We start from the raw sequence: 18,516 nt of genomic DNA on the forward strand, positions 1-18,516 counted from the left end.
CGCGAATGAAGATCACCTTCTCCTCCCGCGCCTGGGAGGACTATCTGTGGTGGCAGCTCCAGGACCGGAAGATCCTGAAGCGCATCAACACACTCATCGCGGACATCGCCCGGAACGGCAACGAGGGGATCGGCAAGCCCGAACCCCTCAAGCACGGATTCCAGGGTTACTGGTCTCGTCGCATCAACGACGAGCATCGGCTGATCTACAAGGCCACCGAGGCTGGTGTCCTGATCGCACAGTGCCGCTACCACTACGAGAACTGACGCGACCCGAGCGGGATCGAGCGCGGCCACGCGCGGTAGCGGTGGTCCATGGGAGGCGGCCGTGACGTCTTCCCGTACTGCGCCGGGTCTGCGAGGCCCGTTCCCGGCACATCCTGTCCGCCTGCGTGGATAGCCTGGGTCCGTCGGTGGCGTGCGGGGGACCCGCGCCGTCCCGAAGAGCTGTGGGAGTGGGTGCCAGGAGTGGGTACGGTAGCGAAGGCTGCCCCGTCGGCAGAGCCCGAGTCGGCGGTTCCGGACCGGGAGCGGCTGTTTGCGCGGGTGCCTGAACTCGCCGCAGGCGAGGCGGTGTTCCTTCCCGCTGATCCGCCTCGGATGGGGCGGGTGGCGTTCTGGAGTCCCGGTGGTGAGCCGCCGGACCTCGGGGTGGAACCCGAGGAGCTCACCGTTGTCCGCCCGCACGGCTCATCCGTGCGCCGTGCCCGTGTGATCGCCGTACCGCTTCCGGTGGAGCAGGCGCTGCCGTTGCTGACCCGCTGCCGGGCGCTCGGTGCGGACGGCAGTGAGCAGGCGTCGGCCGCCAACACTTCGGCCAACGCCTCGGGCAGCACGGCGTTCTGGGGTGCGGCTGCCCTGCTGGGCTTGCGTCTGATCGCCCGGGGCCGGTTGCTGCCCGGGGTTTCGCCGGAGGGTTTCGACGCGTGGCGGGTCGGCCCGCTGGACGCCGAGGACCACGAGCGGCTGGGTTCCCTGGCCGCAGCCATGCCTCCCGAGGCCCGCGCGGTCGCGGTCCCCGGAACCTCCCCGCTTACGCTTCCGGCGGGCGAGCCGCTGCTGCGGGCCTTCCTGGACGCCGTGGCCGACTCCCTCGCCCGCCCTCCCGCCGCCCGCCTGGTGACTGGCGGACCGGCATTCGCGGTCCGTGCACCGCAGCCCGTGCCCGAGCAGCGGGGCTGGGCGGCGGAGGTCGCCGCCGGCCGCGACGCCGGCCTGGCGGTGTCGCTGCGGCTGGAACTGGGCCGCGCGGAGTCCTTCCGGGCCGTGGTCCAGCTGCGCAGCCTGGCCGACCCCACGGTGCTCGCCGACGCCGCGGACCTGTGGTCGGGGCGGGCCACCGCTCCCGAACACTTCGGTCCACGGGCTCAGGTGGACACGCTGCTGACGTTGCGGCGGGCCGCCCGCGTCTGGCCCCCGGCCGGACGGCTGCTGGACGCGGCTGCCCCGACCGGCCTGGAACTGTCCGACGAGGAGGCCCAGGAACTGCTGGGCGACGCGGCGGAAAGCCTCGCTGCCGCCGGGGTCGCCGTGCACTGGCCCAAGGAGCTGGTACGCGAGCTGACGGCCTCCGGAGTCCTGGAACCCGTACGGCGAAAGGGGACTCAGTCCTCGGCCGAGTCCTTCCTGTCCTCCGGCGGGCTGCTGGACTTCCGCTGGCGGGTCGCACTCGGAGACCAGGAACTTGACCAGGAGGAGCTGGAACGGCTGGTCCAGGCGCACCGGCCGATCGTGCGGCTGCGCGACCAGTGGGTGGTCGTGGACCCGGAACTGGTCCGCCGACTGCGCCGGGCCGCGCAGTCCAGGAGGACGTCGCTGACCGCGATCGACGCCCTGGGAGCCGCGCTGACCGGCAGCGTCGAGGTGGACGGCGAACAGGTGGCGGTCACCGCGGGCGGCGTACTGGAGGAGCTGCGCTCCCGGATCGCCGACGACCCCGAGGCCCGTGCCGAGCGCGAGCCCCAGGGGCCGCCTCAAGCACTGGCCGCGACCCTGCGCGACTACCAGCTGCGCGGCCTGAACTGGCTGCACCGGATGACCTCGCTCGGCTTGGGGGGCTGCCTCGCCGACGACATGGGCCTGGGCAAGACCGTCACCCTGATCGCACTCCACCTGCGCCGCCAGGAAGGGAAAACCACCGCCGGCCCGACCCTGGTGGTCTGCCCCGCCTCACTGCTCGGCAACTGGGAGCGCGAGATCCAGCGCTTCGCACCCGCCACCCCCGTACGCCGCTTCCACGGCCCCGGCCGCGACCTGGCCGGTCTCGACGCCGGAGCGGACGGCGGCTTCGTCCTGACCACCTACGGGACCATGCGCCGCGACGCCGAACGTCTCGCGGAGCAGCCCTGGGGACTGCTCGTCGCCGACGAGGCCCAGCACGTCAAGAACCCGCACGCGCACACCGCCCAGGCACTGCGCAGGATCCCCTCGCGGGGTCGGGTCGCGCTCACAGGCACCCCGGTCGAGAACAACCTGTCCGAACTGTGGTCACTGCTCGACTGGACCACCCCCGGCCTCCTCGGCACGCTCACCTCCTTCCGCGACCGCTACGCCACTGCCGTCGAAGGCGACCGCGACGAACAGGCTGCTCGTCGGCTGGCCGCGCTGGTCCGCCCCTTCCTGCTGCGCCGGCGCAAGTCCGACCCCGGCATCGCACCCGAACTGCCGCCCAAGACCGAGACCGACCAGCCGGTGTCGCTGACGAAGGAACAGGTCTCGCTGTACGAGGCGCTGGTACGCGAACTCATGGCCGAGATCGAGGAGAAACAGGGCATCGCCCGGCGCGGCCTGGTGATGAAGCTCCTCACCGGCCTCAAGCAGGTCTGCAACCACCCCGCGCAGTTCCTGAAGGAAGCCGCGGGCGCCAAGCTTCCGGGCCGCTCGGGGAAGCTGGAACTCCTGGACGAACTCCTGGACACCGTCCTGGCCGAGGACGGGTCGGCCCTGGTCTTCACCCAGTACGTGGCCATGGGCGCGCTGATCGAACGTCACTTGGCCGACCGGGGCGTGGACACCCTGTTCCTGCACGGAGGCACCACGGTCAAACGCCGCGAGGAGATGGTCGACGCCTTCCAGCGCGGTGAGAAGAAGGTGTTCCTGCTCTCCCTCAAAGCCGCCGGGACCGGCCTGAACCTGACCCGGGCGGGACACGTCATCCACTACGACCGCTGGTGGAACCCGGCCGTGGAGGACCAGGCCACCGACCGGGCCTACCGGATCGGACAGACCCAGCCGGTCCAAGTGCACAAGCTGATCGCAGAGGGGACCGTGGAGGACCGGATCGCCGAGATGCTCCGCCAGAAGCGGGAACTGGCCGACTCGGTGCTCGGTTCGGGCGAGGCGGCGTTCAGCGAACTGAGCGACAGCGAACTGGCCGAACTGGTCACGCTGCGAAGGACAGAACGATGACCAGGCGTACCAAGCCGCAGAGAGAACTCACCCGCACATTCGAGGCGCTCCCTCCGGCCAAGGGAAGTCGCGCTCCTTTCGCCGAGTCCTGGTGGGGCCGCGAGTGGCTGTGTGCCCTGGAGGATTCCTCCCTCGACACCGGCCGCCTCCAACGCGGCCGGACCTATGCCCGCCGCGGCGCGGTCGGCCGGGTCGTCGTCGCCCCCGGCTCGGCCGCCGCCCCGGTCCAGGGCAGCCGCCCCACCCCGTACCGCTCCAAGATCCAGGTCGAGCAGCTGACCGACCAGCAGTGGGACCGACTGCTCGACATGATCGCCGAGCGGGCCGCCAACATCGCCGCACTGCTCGACGGCGACATGCCCGCCGGCCTCGCCGACGACGCCGCAGCCGCCGGCGTCCCGCTGCTGCCCGGCCCCCGGGACCTCGACCCCGCGTGCAACTGCCCCGACTGGGGCTACCCCTGCAAACACGCCGCCGCCCTCTGCTACCAGGTCGCCCGGCTCCTGGACCGCGACCCCTTCGTGCTGCTGCTCCTGCGGGGCCGCGGCGAGCGGGACCTGATGGACGAGCTCGGCCGCCGCAACACCGCCCGCGCCGCCGCCGAAGCCGCCTCCTACGCGTCGGCCCCGGACCCGGCCGTACCACCTCCGCCCCGGACCGGCGATCCCGCCGGGCCCGCCTTCGCCTCCCGTACCGCACTGCCGCCCGTGCCCGCCCCGCCGCCGCTCCCCGAGCGGCCCGGCCGCGGCCCCGCGCTGGTGGACGCGGCCACCCCGGCTCCCGGCCTGGACCCGGCCGCCCTGGAACTGCTCGCCGCCGACGCCGCGACGCGCGCCCACCACCTGCTTGCCGCAGCCCTGGGCGCCCGTCACGCCGACACCGCCCCACCCGCCTCCCTCACCGAATGGCAGGACGCCGTCCGCCTCGTCGTCGCCCACCCCACCATGGACGTCTTCGCCGGAATCGCCTCGAACTGCGGCCGCACCCCCGCCGAACTCGCTGCCGCCACCCGCGCCTGGCGACATGGCGGCGCGGCATCCCTCGACGTACTGGAAAACCCCTGGAACCCATCCACGGCCCGCCTGGAACGCGACCGCCAGGCGCTGCGAGCAGACTGGACCGACGGCAGACCACCCCGACTCCGCTCCTGGCGCAACCGTTGGACCGTCGAGGGCCGCGACGCCCAACTGCGCCTCGGCCGGGACGGACTCTGGTACCCCTACACCAAGGACCAAGACACCTGGTGGCCGGCCGGACCACCCGACGCCGACCCCGCCGTCGTCCTGACCGCCCTCCTCGAAACCTGACCGACGGGCCCCTGGGCTTTTCGCTCTCCGAGGTCCGCACCCTGCCCTCGGCATCCGAGGCGGGCCGCGCGTCCTGCGTTTCCGCATGGCGGATGAAGCGCCGGCCCCGGTCTCGTCGACCGCTGACGGTTGCGACCGGTCGGAAGTGCCGCAAAGGGTGATTACGGCGACCGCCCATAGGCGGTTGCTGTACTTTCGCGTCGGCAAAACGCCAGAGGCCCTATCGGATTTCTCCGATAGGGCCTCTGGCCTGCGTGTTACATGGTCGGGGTGGCGGGATTTGAACCCACGGCCTCTTCGTCCCGAACGAGGTCCGAGCGTGATCGACGCCTGACTGCTTGGGGTTTGTGCAGGTCACGGCGATGGACCCGGGTGGTTTCGCGCGGTGCCAGGAGGGCTTGGGGAGTGGGTTGGCTCCCAGATGGCTCCCAGGCGTCTTCTCTCTCGCGCTTACCGTTGGGCGGGTACAACACACCACGGAGATCGAGAAGTTGATTCTTGCAAAATACGCTCGACTTGACCTGGCGCCAGCCCTCGAGGACCGACAGTTTGGTCTTGTTGGGTTTCAGCCTCTGCTTCGTTGAGAGTCGCCTCGAACGACGCAGCCCGTACGGGACCTTCACCACCCCCTCGCACGCACTCATGGCCGTGACCCCGACTACATGAGCGTCCAGATACTGAGCCCTTTCCAACCTCAGGTTGAGGCGTGGTGAAGGACGACGACGGCCTTCGCGATGTCGGTGACCCGGTTGGTGCTGCAGCGGAGCTCCCGCAGAAGGCGCCAGCCTTTCAGGGTGGTCATGGCCTGTTCGCCGAGACAACGGATTTTGGCGTGGGTGGTGTTGTGTCGCCGCTTCCAGAGCTTGAGCCGGGGCCCCTGAACGGTACCCGGACGGGGCGCCCGGCACCCTGGTAAGCGTTGTCCGCCCAGCACTTTACGTCGACCTCGGCAAGCGCGTCGATGATGCCGTGGCGCCGGGTGGGGGGCAGGTCATGGGTCGATCCGGGCAATGCCGGCGAGGTCCACAGCAGGCGGCCGAACGGGTCGGTGAGGACCCGGATGTTCACGCCGTGGCCTTTGTGTTTCCCGGAGTAGTACGGGGTGTCGGCGGCGATCCGGTCGCTCGGCAGCAGGGTTCCGTCCAGGATGACGAAGGCTTTCGCCCGTACGGTCTTCATCGCCTCTTCCAGGGTGGGCCCCGGCGGCCAGGACATCGATGGCCTCGGGTATGTGTCGGTACACGGTCGCGACGCCGATGCCGAACCCTGTGGCGAGCTGCGCGTAGTTGTCCCCGCACCGAAGGTGGGTGAGGGCGAGCAGGGCCTGACGGCCGACAGGCAGCCGTCGCCACCGGGTCCCGATCTCTCGCTGCCGGGCGCGGAGCCGCGCTGTCAGGTAGCGCCGGGTGCCGCTGGACAGATCGATCGACGACGGGTAAACAAGCACGCGAAGCTCCTGGCGGACACGGGCGATCTTGGTCGAGGACCCGTCTACCGGGGGCTTCGCCGTTCGGTACAGCCGACAACCTCCAACACCGCAACGCCGCAGCAAGGTTGGAAAAGGCCCGCTGTCTCGCAGAGCACGAGTTTGCCAACGGTGGGTTGCCCGAAAGTGCGTTAGCTCCGTAGCTGGCGTGGTGGCCTCTCTGCAGGAAACTCCAGCGGGAAGCCGCCAGTTGTGAAAGGGCCATAGGGTGTCGAGACAGGGGCACGGGACATCGGGGAGGCGAGTATGTCGGGGCCGTTTCAGCCAGGCTGGCGGGTGCGGCTGCCACATGGCCCGAGCGGCTGGCTGACCGTCGACTTCGCCCGCCCCGACGCCGCTGGCGGCTGGATCGTCTATGTGGCGCCGGACGGACAGAACAGTTTTACGAAAGTCGTGCTCACGGCGGACGAAGCCGCCCGTGCCGAGGTTTTGGCCCGCGACGGTGGCGGTTCCTCCGCCGCCGCCCTGGCCGGTATGTGGACCTGTTGGATGACCGCCGCTGCAGCGGACACGTCGGCGAGCTTGTTGTCGTCCTCCCCGTTACGGCCATACACCCACCAGATCAACGCTGTGTACGGGGCGATGCTGCCTCAACCCTGGCTGCGCTTTCTGCTAGCAGACGAACCAGGGACAGGGAAGACGGTAATGGCCGGTCTGTACATGCGCGAGATGCAGCGCATCGGACTGATCCGGCGTGCGCTGGTTGTCGTACCTGCGGGTCTGGTCACCAAATGGCAGGCGGACTTCGAGCGGTTCTTTGGTGGTGGACTACGCCGGGTCACGGCTGCCACGGTACGGGAAGGTGCACTGGAGTTGGGGCACGACTTGTGGATCGTCTCCTTGGAACTAGCTGCGGTTAACGCCGCCGTACAGGATGCGATCCGCCCCGACCTTGCAGGATGGGATCTTGTCGTCTTCGATGAGGCCCATCGGCTGACGGCCACGGCACAGTCATTCCACCGGGTGGGACGACTACTGACGGGCACCAGCCCAAGGGCCCTCCTCATGACGGCCACCCCCCACCGTGGCTCGGAGTGGTTGTTCCGCCATCTGCTCCATCTGGTGGACCCCGAGGTCTATCCGGATCCGGGAGATGACTCCAAGCAGCCACTTACTCCCCTACGGCCTGGCAGCACTCACTTCCTGCGGCGTATGAAAGAGGACCTGGTCGACTACGACGGCGTCACGCGCCTGTTCAAGCGGCGTCACGCCACTAATCACAGGGTGCCGCTGGCCCCGGCTGAACTCGAGGCTTACACCCAGGCCCTGCAACTCGTCGACCAGTTCTTCCCAGCCACGGCCCGCCCGTTGGCACGGATGGTTTACGGCAAGCGGGCCGCGTCCAGCCTGTACGCACTGGCGGAGACACTGAAACGGCGATCGGCCAGTATGGGCGCCAAGTCGCAGGCCCAGGCGGCGGCGGACGCTGATCCCGAGGGGGATGACCAGGCCCTGCTTGAGGAGGCCCGCGTCGTCCACTCGGACTCCCGCTCCCCCCGGTCCGAGCGATCCGCGATCAGCCAACTGCTCGCTGGAATAACCGAGATGCTTAGGAATCCGGAGTATGTTCCTTCGAAATGGCATGTGCTGGTGAATCAGTGTTTGGCGGCGAATGGGATATTGCCCGGTGGACGCCAACAAGCGGTTGTGTTCACCGAATACGCTGACTCCGCCGAATGGATCGCCCAGCGGCTCACCGACGACGGTTACCCTGCCCGCACCTATAGTGGTCGCCAGGCACACGTGGAACGGGACAAGGTCCGCGCGGCGTTCATGGCAGGGGACTTTCAAGTCATCGTTGCCACTGACGCGGGCAACGAGGGAATCGACCTTCAAGTCGCCCATGTCCTAGTGAATTTCGATATTCCCTGGTCGCTGGTGCGACTGGAACAACGAATGGGTCGAATTCATCGGGTCGGCCAGGAACGTGATGTCGAGCTGTACAACTTGGTCGCTGTCGACACACGCGAGGGAGACACGCTGCACACGCTGCTGGAACGATTCGTCACGGCAGCGAATGAACTGGACGGGCAGATGTTCGACAGCCTGTCTCTTGTGGCCGAACTTTCAGCGGTCCCTTACGAAGACTGGCTGAGGACGCTGTATGGCGACGACGAACTAAAGCAGGACGAGGTCCTGGCCGCTGTGCGTCGGGTGAGCGCCGCAGAGCTGAAGCGCCGAGCTGAAGCCGTACGCGGTCAGGAGGCGGAACTCGCCTCCGCCGTCGATGTGGCGGCCGGACTGGCTCGCCTGCGGCAACAGTCGCTGGAGGGGATCCATCCGGTAGTCGTGGGAGCCTACATACGACGGCTGGCGCAAGCGGGGGTCCTGCGGGCCAGTCACACCGCCGCAGGAGAAGACGTCATGCTCATCGAGGCAGTTGACGCCCTGCCTCAGACCATGGGCGGGTCTCGGCAGGCTCTGGTGTCGATTGGCGGCGCGGCCCCGCACGAGATCTTGGACGCCGAGGGGCAAATACAGGGTCCACAACCTGTGTCGCTAGGCCACGGAACCCCAGCCCTCGCGGAACTGGTCGCCCACTGTGAACAGATACTGGTTCCGGATGTGTACCGTGGCGGGACCGTCGAGGACCCTGCGGCCACGAGTCCGTACGAGCTCATGGTCTTCGCGTCGGCTGTGTACTCGGCCGCCTCACCGGTCCGTACCCCTTGGTTCAGGCTGATACGTGCGGATCCCACCGGTGAGACCCGAGGGGTCCGCTGGGAGATCCTGGCCGGCCTGGCCGCCACCGATCACGCCGCTGGGCGTCCCGATCCTCTCGTTGCTGAGGTCGCGGAGAGCGAAGCACGACGCCTTCTCGCTCAAGTAATCGCTGAGCAGAAACGGACACGCAGAGATTGGTATGCCGCGGCCAAACGTGACCTCAGCAATCTGCCGGTCGATGTGACCCTCGACATCCCGGACCGTGGTGAACGACTTGCTTTGCGGGACCGGCTTACGGCCGCATCTGAGCGCAGGCTTGCGCAGCTGGAAGAGCTCTGCCAGGTGGAAGCGGAGCCGCCCCGACTCCTCGCCCGGCTTCAAGTGGTGCCAGGACAGGATGGAGCCTCACCTCATCGTCGTCAGGCGGAGGCTGTTGCAGCCGATCACGTGCGCAGGCTGCTGGAAGGCCGCGGTTGGACGGTGGATGACGTACGAGCCGAAAGCCGTGGCTTTCAGTTGTGTGCCCTGCGAGGGCAGGAGCGCCGGATGGCGCTGGTCAAGGGTGTCTGGCGAAGTATCGACGATGAGGACATACGGCTACACGAAAACGAGTTGCTGATGTCGGCCCAGCACCGCTCCGATTACGTGCTCTACGTGGTCGAGTCCTGCCACGACGGCGTCGGGCAACTGTTCGCATCTTTCCGGGATCCTTTTGACGTCTTGACCGCTGGTCTTCATCCTGAACCGGTCGTCCGGCTGTCTGGCGACATACTGCGATCCGCCCGCAAGGCAACGTCCGTCGTTGACGGTTCCTTTCCTGACCAGGAGACACTATGACCCGCATGATCGAACGCTGGTTTCCCTGTGCCGAGGTGAGCGACGCGTCGATGGTCGGGTGGGGAAGCGGGAACACGGAAGCGAGTCTCTGGGTGTGGTTCGCGAAGCGGCCGACCGCCCAGGCCAAGGCTGCCGTGTTGACCAGCCTGTTGCCGTGGCCGGAAGATAAGGCCGAGCAGCGAAAACTTCAGGATGCGGTCAGAGAGGTGCTCACCGCCAACACCCCCGCCAGGGTACGAACAGCAAACATGATGGGCGGTGCTGTATCCGTGATTCGAGCGCACCTTCAGGTAACCCATCCTGAAGGTGCCAGAGTGCTCGACCCGTTCTCCGGGCGAGCCGTAATCCCGTTGGAGGCGGGGAGGCTCGGGGTGCATGCGGAAGGCATCGACTACTCACCGTTCGCTGTTCTTGGCGGATCACTGTTGGCAGACCTCCCCTTCCAGGACTGGAACGACGAGCCGCCGCTCCCTTTCCATGGTGGCGGACAGGGCCAGGCCGAAGGTCGACTGGAACAGGATGTCGATGCGTTTTTGAACGAGGTCGGCCAGCGGTTCGTCGAGAGCATGGCCGATTTCTACCCGAAGCACTCGGGCGCCTACCCTTGGGGTTACTTGTGGGCATCGACCCTACCGTGCCAGGAATGTGGTCACCGCTTTCCGCTGGTCGGCGAACTGCGCTTGCGCCTTCCCCGGGAAGCGACCAGAACGCGCCCTGAGGACCTGGGTCAGAGTTTCTTCATCGACGCTGATCCACGTAACGGCGAATTTCGCGCAGTTGTGCACGAGGGCGAGCCCAAGGGCACACCGACCCGGGTCTTCACAGGCAGGAGTAAGTACGCCTCAGACGGGAGGGTCGCCGTCTGCCCGTTCTGCGAACACGTCCACTCGAAGGCGGTCCACACCCGGCTCAGCGCCGAGGGCTTGCGACGTGACGTCCTCCTGGTGGCGGCGGACATCGCGGAGGATGGCACCAAGGTCTTCCGTGAACCATTGGAGCAGGAGTACGAGGCTGCGGAGCGGGCCGAGCGGGCGTTGAGGGAAGAGCCGCCATTCGGGCCGCTGAGCGCTCGGCCGGATGAGCGGATACCCGCAGGGAACACGTGGACCATCAAGTCCGTCAACTATGGGGACAAGACTTACGGTGATCTCGTGCCGGCACGTCAGTCTCTGGGGCTGATCCGTCTCGCACGTGCGGTGAACGGGCTTGCCGAGAAATGTCTCCAGGCGGGTCTCTCACCTGCGTATGTACGAGCTCTCAGCGGTTACGCAACTGCCGCGATGATGCGCAAGATGCGTACGTCGTCCCGCGGCGCTCGCCTTCAAATTGGTAGCAGTGTCAAGGTCGGGGATGTCTTCGTCGCCCAGGCGGCGATCCTGCACTCCTACGACTGGTTCGAGAGCGGCCTCTCCGAGGGTCCGGGTTCCTGGGCATCCCTTGCCAAGAAGACAGTTTCTACGCTTCACCACGTAAGGAAGCGGGGGGTGGCTCGCCCGGCAGAGATCCACCGCGGGAGCGCGACGATGCTCCCTCACAGAGACGCATCGTTCAGCGCAGTCGTCACGGACCCCCCATACGACGACATGATCGACTACAGCGATTCCAGTGACCTTTTCTACGTCTGGGCCAAGCGGGCCATGTTCACCGCGGATTCCTCCCTCACCATGACGATGCATCCGGATGGCGTTCAGGAGAAGGACGAGGAGATCATTGTCAAGCGTGGTGGCAGTCAGGCAGGCGACCATCGGACCCTGCAGCACTACGACACCATGATCTGCCGTGCGTACCGGGAGATGCGCCGGGTGGTCGCCGCGGACGGCGTGGTCACCATCGTCTTCGGCCACGGCGACGTCGAGGTGTGGGAGCGCATGCTGCGCGCCCTCCACGAGGCCGGACTCGTCATCACCGCCTCCTGGCCAGCCAAGACCGAGGCGGGAGGCGCTGGCGCCGGTGCGTTGAATATTGTTACGACCGTCACAATGGCATGCAGACCAGCGAAACCCGATCGTGGCCGTGGAGACCTCATGGCCGTGGAGAGCAGGATCAAAGAGGCCATCAGGGAACGCATGCGCCTGTGGGAGAGTTCCGATCTTGCCCGCGACGACATGATGATGGCAGCGGTGGGGCCTGCGATGGAGATCGCCGGACAGTACGAGAGCATCAGCGACAACACGGGAAAACCGGTCGAGTTGCTCACTCTGCTCGCGACCGCGCAGAAAGCGGTCCAGGAAGTAACCCTGAACCGCATCGATTCCGTGCCGCTCGAACTTTTCGATGAGCGTACAAAGTTCGCGCTGTGGTGGATCGGCCTCCACCAACGGCGTCAGGTGGCCAAATCCGAACTGCGCTGGCAAGGACTGAGGTCCGGACTCGCCCTCGCCGAGTTGAAGACCTTGGTGAAGCAGGACAAAAAGGGCTGCTGCTTCGTTCTGTCCAGCCAGGTCAGTCCGGTCATCGATGACAAGTCCGCGGTGATCGACATTGCGTTGGCCATGGCGAAGGCATGGAAGGGAGGCGCCGACGACGTCGCGGAGGTGCTGGTGGCTGCGGGTCGTGAAGGTGACGACGAGCAACTCTGGGCGACCATCACGTTCCTGATCGAGAAGCTGCCCGAAGCAGACCCTGATGCCCTTGCCTGGACGGCTCTTGTCAGGGTGCGTCGTCCCATCGAGTCGGCCACGCACTCGGCGCATGAGACCAGGACGGCCGAATCTCGCCACATACAGCGGGAGGACATGCAAAGTCGCTTGTTCTAGACGGGAGTTCAGAGGCGGTCCGTGGTTGAATCTCGGTACCGATCAAGAAGAGTGCAACTGAACGGAACCGAGGGGGAACCGTGTCCGCGACCGCGCCGACACCGTGGTGGGAAACGCTGAGGCTGCGGGAAGAGATCACTGATGCCTCGGGGGTGGCCAGCGACATTCAGGTCTCGCTGTACCGAGTGGCGTACGGTCAGGGCGCGAGCAGACCGCACTATGCGAGCGCAGCCACCTACGGCCAAGTCACGCACCCCACCTCCCAACTGGTTGAGTTGCTCACCCAGATCGCCATTCGGTTGGCAGGGGCCACGAAGTACACGTCCGCGCCGGCGCTGACCCGACTCGACCAGGGAATGGGCGGCGGCAAGTCGCACGCCTGCATAGGCGCCTGGCATCTGGCGAAGGACCCCGAGGCACTGGCCCAGGAGGACATCGGGCGCGAAGTCTTCGAACAGGCCAAGGCCGCGCTAGGCCAGGAGCTGCCACGAGACCTCAACAAGCCGCACGTGGTCGTGCTGTCGTGCGACAACATGGTCCCCGGCGCGACGGACGCTGAGCAGGACGGGCCGTGGGCCCACAATCTCTATGAGCGGTTCCTTTGGAGGCTGTTCGACGGGCTAGACGATCGGGAGCCCCGTTACGACAGCTATCGGTCACATTTTTCCAGCAAGGCCAAGATCGGTGAGGCCATAGCATCGCTGGATCGCCCCGTGCTCATCATCATTGACGAAGTTCTCAACTACGTGGGCGACGGCTTGGAGGGCTGCGGGGACAAGCAGCTCATTGCGCAGGACATGGCCTTTCTCCGTGCGTTGACGGAAACGGTGAGCACTGCACCGCACGTGTCCATGCTGGTCGTGATGATCAATTCGGAGAAGGATCCGACCACGCTTCAAGGAGAAGGGGAGGCGCGACGTCAGGACCTGCAGGCGTATCTGCAGCGTAACGGCCAGACGAAGCCGGTGAGCGAGAATGCCGACTTCACGGCCATCCTGCGCCGTCGGCTCTTCGCCAATTCCGCGGACAGGGCCGTCGACCTGGCCGCTCAGCAAGCGGCTGAGGCGTTTCGGCCGATCATGGAACAGGGCAACTGGAAAACGAGGGTTTTCGGAGCCCTCAGCGGTCCGTGGACGAGCCGATTCCCGGACGCTGTCGTGCGTTCGTACCCCTTCCATCCCCAGTTGATGGATCTTGCTGAGCGGGAGTGGGCGAATCTCGCTGGCTTCCAACAGGTGAGATCAACAATCACGATCTTCGCCGCCACGGTGTACGCACTGACCGAACGCGCGAAGCGCGGCGAATGGGTACCGTCGCTCATTGGACCGGGAGACCTGCCGCTGTCGGACGGTATGGTACGCGATGCGGTCATCGGCTCCGGCCTGATATCCGATACCAAGACCCAGGGAAACTACCGCTCGATCGCGCAGAGCGACATCGTCGATCTGGAAGACAGCGGTGGTGCCGCGCGCCAGCTCGATGTAAGCCGCGTCGGTGCGCCGTGGGCGCAGAGCAACCCCCGCGCTGCCGAACGTGCCGCTACGTTCATCTACCTAGCGTCCATCGTCGGAACACGCGGTGGCTCGCGCCGAGGCGCGTCCGACCCCGAGGCCAAGGTGGCCACGGTCGTGCCCGACCCCGGCTATGACTACGCGGAGGCGGATGCCGTCGTACGGGCTCTCACCAACGTCGACGACGCTGGTCTTGCCACGGTCGAGATTTTCGAGGGCAGGGGCGGCCAGCCACGGCGCTACTACCTTTCGACACGGCAACGCCTCCCCATGTTGCTGCGGGCCATGCGTAACTCCGTGACCGATGAGGACCGAGATGAGGCCGTCGCCAAGTACGCCAAGGAGATGCTGACGCCGGGGCCGTTTGCCAAGACCCGTTTCATACACGCCGACACCAGTCATAGCCACCGTGCTCTCCTGGTTGAGGCCGAGATCGACGAGGCACGCACGACTCGGCTGATCGCGCTTGATCCGGCGATGTACACCGTTGGCAACGGCACACAGAAGGCCACCCTCGAAGCGGTACAAGCGGTGCTCGGACTCGGACCAGACCGGATTCCGGTGGCGTGGGCATCCTCTGCAATCTTCACCGTAGCTTCAGCCCGCGGCCGTACTCAGGCTCGCAGAGCAGCGGTCGAGTATCTGGCGATCGAGCGGGTGCTGGAGGGACCTGAAGCCGAAGCGGATGAGGACATCGCCCTGGAGGCCACGGCGAGGCGAGACGACGAGCTCCGTCGGCTCAAAGACAGTGTTCGTAGGGCCTTCCAGCACGTGATTTATCTGGCCCAGCCGGATCCCACCGTGGAGCGCGAGGTCATCCAGCGCAATCTGGAGCAGGGCACTCTTGACGGAGGCGTGGTATGGGAGGCACTGGCCGTCGCCCAGAAGGCTTTCCGGCCAGATGAGTTCACGGGCACCGCCCTCCGGCATAACCTGCGCGATAGCGATTACGACCGCCGTCCCCTGGCGGAGATACGGGATTCGTTCTGGGATACGCCGCGGCTGGGACTGCTCCCCGGTGACGGGACTGAAGCGTTGCGGCAGGCCATATACCGGGCGGTGAGCGACGGAGAACTCCGGATCGTACGGCAGGGCGGAGAGCCCGTCGTCGTTGATGCTCTCACCGGGATCAACTTTAACGCCCCGACCTATCGGCTCGCCAAACCCGTGCCCTCTCCCACCAAGGCACAGGAATCAGAGGACAAAGGCGAGCAGGGAGAAACCGGTGATTCTGAGCGCGTAGGGGGAACTAACGCGTCAGGTGACCCAGGTTCGCATTTTGCTACTGATTCTGTGGGCGGCGTGCGAGCTAGGCCCGGTGCCTCCGCTGATGGTCCCAGGGCTGTGGAGCAGCAGGTTGCCTTCACCGTGATGAAGAACCTCATCAGCGAGCCAGACTCTGCCGACAAGTTGGCCCAGCTCTTCAGAAAGCTCTTCGATCTCCTGGACCGCGGTGTGATCTCGTATCTGTCCTCCACGCTCCAGGTCACCATGCCGTCCGAACAGGCCAGTGAGGTCAGGGAACTGGCGCAGAGCCTTGGCATCGCTGTCTCTATCCGTGATCGCTGATGATAGGCATGGAGATCCGTTGACCCACGGGCCGGCGTTCCAGCCAGAGCCCTAGGATGCGACGCAGAAGACTCGCGATAGGCCAGTGCTCGAGTCCTAGAGCATCTACAACACCGATGAGCGTTTTCAGCACCTGTTGATCTTCAAAAGGCGCGTCTAGCAAAGAAAGATCCGGAAGGTGACGGTGGTCCACCTTGATGACGCGACCACCGTCTGTCTCTTGGCGCCAAATGCCTGCTTCTGCCAGCGCCTCGACTGCCTTACGGGTAAGCTGCCTCTCACGCTGATCGAGGTTTTTATTGTTTAGCAGCGGATTCAACACGGCACTCAGCGCCACCGGCTCGCTGCTCTGTCTCTGCGGCTCGTATTCCCGGAAGGCGGACAGCCGGAAGTTCACCGGCAGACAGGCAACGGCTTGCTGTCGTTCTCGACCGGCGGACCGCAGGGTCGCGACTCCTTGCCTCAGCCAGGACCTGGCTTTGCCAGCAAGAGTGCCGGTGCCGGTTGCCCACGTGGCACAGACGATGAGAACGCTGAGCGTGGCGGTTCCCGCTGATGCCAGTGCGTCGGATATCTCCGCTTCCACCAGCTCGGATGCCGTCGGATTCTGAGCCATGACGCCCGCCAGTACGTCAGCGAGCGGGACAAGGTGCCGCCCGGGCGTCTTCCGTAGCAACTCAACAGCATGCTGCACGAGGAGCGTCTGATATCGCGGGGAGGTCTCCGCGATCTGTTCCTGCAGCAGGTCAACGGCCAGATGCGCGGCAGGAGTGATAGCCCTGCTGAGGGCATCGCTCACGTCGGCGGAGCGCATCTGGGACAGCACATCCCCTCGCAGGTGGGCGCGTTCCGAGAAGATCCGGCCTGCGGCGAGCAGCCAGGTGTTCCTCCAGTGCGCTGACGGAACCACAGTCACCAGGTTTGCGATGACCTCTATGTCGGACGCGGATACCAGTGCCCTTGCTGCCATGAATTCCTGAAGACTGCGAATTTCAAAGCCGATGCCGCCCGCCGGCATTGGTGTCAGCAAAACCAGTCGCTGCGTAGCCAGGGACACAAGTCTTCCCGAGAGGATGTCCGCCTGGTCGGCGTCGTACTCTTCCTGCCGCAGGATGCGCGTTGCGAGCTGCCGCAGTTCTTTGTCGGACAGCGCAGCCTCGGCGTCACCTCTTTGCTCCGAACGCACCTGCAGCATGAGGCCGACTGCCTCCTGGAGGGAATCGACGTGAGTCTTGTGATGTTCGAGCAGTATTGCCGACCCGGTGGCCTTCGCCACTTCTCGGGCGAACAACGTCTCGTAGTAGCCCTTGAACAGGTCGTAGCGATGCTGCGGTGCCGTGGGCCGACGCTCAAGAAGCAGCGACATGATGGAGATCTGCAACGGCGAGCGCATCAGCCGTGACGTCCGCTGCTCTCTCGCCGCCTTCCGAACCCTGCCCAGGACCTGCTCCTGCTTGTCAGGATCGGAGGCGTGCCGTGCGCCAGCCAGCCGCTCGGCGTACTTGACCGCTTGATCTTCCTCAAGAGGGCACAGACTCAGGTATTCGTACTGGTCCGGATCGAATTCGTCCCCGTAGCCCTGAGGCCGTGTTGTTGCGATGGTCAGGAGATCGGCGTCGCGTCGAGCAGCGTCGACCTGGAATTCCTTGATATGCCGTAGCAATACTTCCCGGAGCTGCTGATCAGCCACCTCGTCCAGTCCGTCGAGTACCAGCAGCCAGGGCCATTTGCCCAGCCAGACGAGGAGTTGCTGCTCCGTTATAGTGGTCGGTGCCCGTTGGCTGACTTTCCTGGCGATGTAGCGAAGGATCGTCATATTGGGGTCGGCGGCGAATTTGTCCGCGTACTGATCCAATCGGATGTGGAAGGGCCAGCGGCGTGCGACAGGCAGCTCGAGACCTGCTGAACCGAGAAACGCACCGGTGAACTCGCTGCAGAGGGAGCGAACTTCGGCTGGGAGTGACCGATCGGGAAGGTCTGCCAGCAGTGCCACACGGTAAATCTGGCAGATTAGCTGAGCCAGGGTGGTTTTCCCTTGGCCTGGGCCTCCGAGGAGGACCAGGCGGTCGGATGTACTAGTGGCGTCTGGAGAGGCTGTTTCGTCTTCAGCGCGCAGACTTGGTCGCAGGATCCGGTTCCCGCGGGCGATGACGTACGCCGCGGTGTGGACTTCTGTCTCTTCACGGTCAAGACGGGCGGGGAGGTCGATGGCAACCCTATCAAGGCGCAGACGCTGGTCGTCGCTGTCGCCGGCCTGCCCGAGACGTACCCATCGTTCAGCCAGCAATTCCTTCGCGACATGCGACGACAGGGCGTCCTGGGCGCCGTCATCAACGCCACGTATGTAGTCGTGGAGGCGGGCTAGAACATCGCCCGGCGTAATCAAGCCGTAATATCTGCCGGCGACTTCGGGCTCACCGTCCAGCAACCGGCACAGCTGGTCGTAGTGCCATACGCGGTAGCCTTTCAGGCGGAGCCGAGGAGCGTATTCCTCAATCAGGGCGTTGACCGAGTCGATTCCACCGCTTCCCGGGTAGGGCGAGAGCACGACGTTGCTTACGGCTAGGAAGTAGTCGGGTCGGCGCCCACGTCCTGCGTTGGGATCGAGCCACTTCTCGAACTCACTTTTGAGGTGGCCCTTCAGCCACGTCGTGTTACTCCCAGTATCCATGGGGCGGTAGCGGAACTTGGCCTGGATGACGCCGTACCCTTCCCACGGCCCGTCCGGGTCAGGATCGGGGAAGTCGACTTTTCCCTCGAACGTGGCCTCCCGGCCGCCATCGGCGCCATCGCCAAAGGCTTCGACACCCGGACCAAGCGTCCTGATGGCCAACGCTTGGGTCAAGTGTTCGAATTCTCGCTCGCCTAGTCGGTTGAGGTCATAGTCCACGGGACCATCCTCACCCACTCAACGCCCGTTGGAGCATGGATTATTGAACTTTGATCGGCGGTCCTCCCAGTCGCCTGCCGTGCTTGCGG

General features: G+C 65.7%; 7 protein-coding genes and 1 pseudogene. 6 read left to right on the forward strand and 2 right to left on the reverse strand.

The window, feature by feature from the left end; all coding sequences use genetic code 11:
• Positions 1 to 5 precede the first annotated feature (5 nt).
• From QMK24_RS13985 to QMK24_RS13995, 3 genes are all read left to right on the forward strand, one after another.
• Complete coding sequence (locus QMK24_RS13985; protein WP_283466086.1) at positions 6 to 266, forward strand: Txe/YoeB family addiction module toxin; 261 nt, start codon at positions 6 to 8, stop codon at positions 264 to 266.
• A gap of 333 nt (positions 267 to 599) precedes the next feature.
• Positions 600 to 3,407 (forward strand): SCO1167/SCO6262 family helicase, encoded by a 2,808-nt coding sequence (locus QMK24_RS13990; RefSeq protein WP_502962443.1) that lies wholly within the window; start codon positions 600 to 602, stop codon positions 3,405 to 3,407.
• On the forward strand, positions 3,404 to 4,714 hold the full coding sequence (locus tag QMK24_RS13995) for an SWIM zinc finger family protein (protein ID WP_283466087.1): 1,311 nt from the start codon (positions 3,404 to 3,406) through the stop codon (positions 4,712 to 4,714). The genes QMK24_RS13990 and QMK24_RS13995 overlap by 4 nt, the downstream gene beginning before the upstream one ends.
• 694 nt (positions 4,715 to 5,408) lie before the next feature.
• Here QMK24_RS13995 and QMK24_RS14000 read toward each other — a convergent pair.
• A pseudogene (locus tag QMK24_RS14000) lies at positions 5,409 to 6,161 on the reverse strand (transposase family protein).
• A 285-nt stretch (positions 6,162 to 6,446) separates the two neighbouring features.
• Here QMK24_RS14000 and QMK24_RS14005 point away from each other — a divergent pair.
• The 3 genes from QMK24_RS14005 to QMK24_RS14015 all read left to right on the forward strand — a co-directional run bounded on the left by QMK24_RS14005 (position 6,447) and on the right by QMK24_RS14015 (position 15,537).
• Positions 6,447 to 9,701 (forward strand): helicase-related protein, encoded by a 3,255-nt coding sequence (locus QMK24_RS14005; RefSeq protein ID WP_283466088.1) that lies wholly within the window; start codon positions 6,447 to 6,449, stop codon positions 9,699 to 9,701.
• Positions 9,698 to 12,457 carry a DUF1156 domain-containing protein gene (locus QMK24_RS14010; protein ID WP_283466089.1) on the forward strand — a complete coding sequence of 920 codons (2,760 nt, stop codon included), beginning with the start codon at positions 9,698 to 9,700 and terminating at the stop codon, positions 12,455 to 12,457. The genes QMK24_RS14005 and QMK24_RS14010 overlap by 4 nt, the downstream gene beginning before the upstream one ends.
• A gap of 80 nt (positions 12,458 to 12,537) precedes the next feature.
• Positions 12,538 to 15,537 carry a DUF499 family protein gene (locus tag QMK24_RS14015; RefSeq protein ID WP_283466091.1) on the forward strand — a complete coding sequence of 1,000 codons (3,000 nt, stop codon included), beginning with the start codon at positions 12,538 to 12,540 and terminating at the stop codon, positions 15,535 to 15,537.
• Here QMK24_RS14015 and QMK24_RS14020 read toward each other — a convergent pair.
• Positions 15,521 to 18,427 carry an NACHT domain-containing protein gene (locus QMK24_RS14020; RefSeq protein ID WP_283466092.1) on the reverse strand — a complete coding sequence of 969 codons (2,907 nt, stop codon included), beginning with the start codon at positions 18,425 to 18,427 and terminating at the stop codon, positions 15,521 to 15,523. The two genes, QMK24_RS14015 and QMK24_RS14020, sit on opposite strands and share 17 nt — an antisense overlap.
• Positions 18,428 to 18,516: the final 89 nt, after the last annotated feature.

Source organism: Streptomyces sp. PH10-H1, assembly GCF_030063355.1.
Lineage (GTDB): Bacteria > Actinomycetota > Actinomycetes > Streptomycetales > Streptomycetaceae > Actinacidiphila.

What these genes read in the sequence shown, in the direction of transcription:
- QMK24_RS13990 (WP_502962443.1), top strand. Translation starts at nt 600, where the DNA reads ATGGGGCGGGTGGCGTTCTGGAGTCCCGGTGGTGAGCCGCCGGACCTC.
- QMK24_RS14005 (WP_283466088.1), top strand. Translation starts at nt 6,447, where the DNA reads ATGTCGGGGCCGTTTCAGCCAGGCTGGCGGGTGCGGCTGCCACATGGC.
- QMK24_RS14010 (WP_283466089.1), top strand. Translation starts at nt 9,698, where the DNA reads ATGACCCGCATGATCGAACGCTGGTTTCCCTGTGCCGAGGTGAGCGAC.
- QMK24_RS13995 (WP_283466087.1), top strand. Translation starts at nt 3,404, where the DNA reads ATGACCAGGCGTACCAAGCCGCAGAGAGAACTCACCCGCACATTCGAG.
- QMK24_RS13985 (WP_283466086.1), top strand. Translation starts at nt 6, where the DNA reads ATGAAGATCACCTTCTCCTCCCGCGCCTGGGAGGACTATCTGTGGTGG.